This is a genomic window from Intrasporangium sp., from assembly GCF_036566125.1.
In the GTDB taxonomy this organism is placed as follows: Bacteria; Actinomycetota; Actinomycetes; order Actinomycetales; family Dermatophilaceae; genus Intrasporangium.
This window is the reverse complement of record NZ_DATCWX010000257.1, coordinates 1-3,402: the sequence shown is the minus strand read 5'-3', so window position 1 is coordinate 3,402 and position 3,402 is coordinate 1. Positions and strand designations below refer to the sequence as shown.

The following is a 3,402-nucleotide window of genomic DNA, read 5'->3' as shown; positions in this document are numbered from 1 at the left end:
GAGCGGCTTGGTGACCGGCACGTAGCCGCTGGCGTGCCCGCTCCGGTTGGGGTGGTAGCTCTCGACGATCGGGTAGGACAGTCCGTTGATCCACTCGACGTCGTCGCACACGGCGTGCCCGATGAACCGGGACGTCGGGTTCGCGAAGGTGAAGCCCTTGGCCGAGGCCGCCGCCGCCGTCTTGGCGTTGAGCAGGTCGGCGGTGTAGTTGAGGCGCGACTCCTCGGTCGGCGAGAACCACGTGCCGGCGTTGCAGTCCTCGCCGTTGAAGATGCGGGGGTAGCCGACGACGATGACCTTGGCGCTTGGGGCCCTGGACTTGATGGAGGAGTACAGCGTCGACAGACGGCCGGGCAGGACGTTGTTGATGATGTACTGCGCACCGTCGATCGCGCCGTTGCAGTTGCTCATCCAGCCGGGCTGGGCGCACTCGGTGAGGACGTCGGCGAAGCCCGCGTCGTTGCCCCCGACGGAGATCGTGACGTACGCCGTCGAGGTCGACAGCGCGGAGAGCTGTGTGTTCGTCACGTCCGCCACCTTGGCGCCGGAGCAGGCGCGGAACGTGAGACTGAGGCCGAGCTGGGCGGCATCGAGCGACGGGTAGGCGTAGACGGAGCGGTAGCAGGACGTGCCGTCGCTGATGTAGGTCCGCGTCCCGGTGCCGGAGGAGTACGAGTCGCCCAGGGCGACGTACGAGCCGCCGGCAGCGCCCGCAGGCAGGGCGAAGGCAATGGCCGAGACCAGACCCGTGACGATTGCCGTGATGAGGGTGAGGACTGCCGCGGACAGCCGGCGGCGTGGGTGGGAGCTCTTCACTGCGCACTCCTTCGGGGTGTCAACCGCGATGTCAACCAGAGGCACTGCAAGACCCGACGTCCCGGCGAAGGAGGCGCCATTACCGAGAGTAGGGCCGGCCCGGACGAGCCGCCACCGGAACGGGGCGGCTGCGCTCTACGCTGGCGTCATGGGATTCCCGGAGAACGTCCTGGCCAAGAGCGAGCGCGTGGAGCGGAGCATCCATCCGCACTGGATCACTGTCCTCTTGCCGCTCATCTTCGGGCTCATCCTCCTCGTCGGGGGCATCGCCATTGCCGCCGCGACGCCGAACGACTCGGCAGGCAACCGGATCCAGTGGATCTCCGTTGGCGTCCTGATCCTCATCGCCATTCCTCTGGTGCTCGTGCCCTTCCTCCGGTGGCGTACGACGCACTACGTCGTGACCTCGCACCGCGTCATGGTCCGCCGGGGCATCCTGAGCAAGTCTGGCAAGGACATCACCCTCTCCAAGATCACCGACGTCTCGTTCGACCAGTCCCTGCTCGACCGGATCATCAACTCCGGCTCGCTGCGCATCGAGTCGGCGGGTGACAGCCCCGACGAGCGGCTGCGCAACATCCCGCACAGCAACCACGTCCAGCAGCTGATCAACCGCCTCATCGACGAGGACGACACGCGCCGTCGCATGGTGGTCAACGGCCGGGCCGAGCACGGACGGCCGGGTTACGAGCCGGCTGAGGATGACGACGACGAGGGCCGTATGCCGCTGAGCCCGGACCCCGACCGACGTGACCGTCCCCGGCTGGCTGAGGAGTGACAAGGCGTTTTGTCTCGGGCTTGACCTCAGGTGCACTTGAACCTGCATGGTATTCCTCGTGACTTCGAAGACCGATGCTGGCGATGCCGTTGCAGATCGTGAGCTAACCTCTGGCGCAAGCCTGTTCACCCGCGAGAACGCCCCGATCGTCATCGCGGTGGTCGCCTTGGTGACGCTGGGTGCGTTCGAGAACCGTGCCGTCCTGACGGCGATGCCGACCGTGCTCATCGAACTGAACTCGGTAACGAGCTACGGACTGGTCGGCGCGGCGCCCCTCGCCACCTACCTCGTCGCGCTGGCCACGGCGGGCTGGTGGGCCGACCGTCGCGGGCCGGTGCCCGTGCTCCGGCTGGGGGCGCTGACCTTCGTCGGCGGCATGGTCGCGGTGGCGAGTGCGACAGGGTTGCCCGCTCTCGTGCTCGGTCGGCTGCTCAGCGGTCTTGCCGAGGGCCTGCTCGACGTCGGCGTCATGGTTCTCGTGGCTCGCGTCCTCGATCCCGTCTTGCGCCCGAAGGTCGTCGCGATGTTCGCCGCGGCCTGGGTCCTGCCCTCGGTCCTCGGGCCGGTTGTCACGGGTGCCGTGACCGAGTGGGTCGGCTGGCGGTGGATCTTCATCGCTGGCCCGGTCATCTTGGTGCCCGTTTGGCTGGCGTTGAGACCGGCTCTGCGGGTCGCGCGGGGGCTACCCCAGGACGAGGCCGAAGCGGTGGCCTCAGGAGAGCGGCCAACTCGCCTGCGCGCTGTCCTGCCCTGGGCGCTCCTGGCTGCTGCGGCCCTCGTCGCACTCAACCTCGTCACCGAGCAGCTCACCGTCCAGGCGCTCACGGTGTCCGTGGCCGTCGTGGTGGGTCTGGCCGTGCTCGGACTCGGCGCGTCAGCACGGCGCCTGCTCCCCGCCGGGGCCCTGCGGGCGGCCTGCGGCATCGGCGGCGTCATCGCCCTGCGCGGCCTGGTCAGTGCGTCCTTCATGGGGATCGGCGCCTTCCTGCCGCTCATCCTCACCGTGCTCCGTGACCACGGGCCGCTCACCGCCGGCATCAGCCTCAGCATCACAGGCCTTACGTGGTCGAGCGGGTCAGCGATCCAGAGCCGGTTCTCGGCTCGGCCGATGGCGCTGCTGCGGACCGGCTTCTCGCTGGTCACTGCCGGTCTCGTCGGGACGGCCCTCATCGTCTGGGTGGATGCACCGACCGCCGTGGGTCTCGTCGGCTGGGCGCTCGCCGGCCTCGGGATCGGAATGACCTCGGGCACGCTGTCGGTCCTCATCATGTCCGCCTCCGATGACTCGAACCAAGGCCGCAACAACGCCGGTGGGCAGATGGCCGCCTCCATGGCGAGTGCGGTCTTCTACGCCGCGGCCGGGGCAGTCCTGGCGATCGCGGGCGAGCCCAGCCGTCTGGCGTTCGGAATCATCGCCGCACTCGCCGTTGCGCTCGCCGCCACCGGCCTGGCCGCCTCCGGCCGAGCCCGCTGCGCCCTCCCCGCAATCGAGTGAACGGCTTTCGGGCCCGGAATCCGTTCGCTCGATCGAGGTGGGGATCTGTGACCACGACGTCGTCTCTCGTTCGACGTCATCGCGCACCTCGCCATTGATGCCCAGCAGCATCACCGGGCGGGGTAAGCCGCCGACAGCGGACGCGACACCGGCGATCATCTCGACCACATCTGGGGAACGTTGGGGCACGTCTTTCCGGCTCCCCTCTGTCGTCAAGGGACCGGGAGCGGCTCTTTCGAGTGTGCGCCGGCGCTTGTCGCCGTCAAGGTCGTTCGTCCGGTGGGGCGCTGCACCTTGACGGCTCCGGCGCGTC

3 protein-coding genes are annotated in these 3,402 nt (G+C 68.8%); 2 read left to right on the top strand and 1 reads right to left on the bottom strand.

What is annotated here, in order from left to right; translation table 11 throughout:
* Nucleotides 1–816: SGNH/GDSL hydrolase family protein (locus VIR15_RS15875; protein ID WP_331929456.1), on the bottom strand; the 816-nt coding region annotated here is incomplete at its 3' end.
* 148 nt (nt 817–964) lie between these two features.
* Here VIR15_RS15875 and VIR15_RS15870 point away from each other — a divergent pair.
* Entirely contained in the window at nt 965–1,594 is a 630-nt protein-coding gene (locus VIR15_RS15870) for a PH domain-containing protein (RefSeq protein ID WP_331929454.1), read from the top strand.
* A gap of 58 nt (nt 1,595–1,652) precedes the next feature.
* Nucleotides 1,653–3,089, top strand: coding sequence for an MFS transporter (locus VIR15_RS15865; protein ID WP_331929452.1), 1,437 nt, complete (start codon nt 1,653–1,655; stop codon nt 3,087–3,089).
* Nucleotides 3,090–3,402 lie beyond the last annotated feature (313 nt).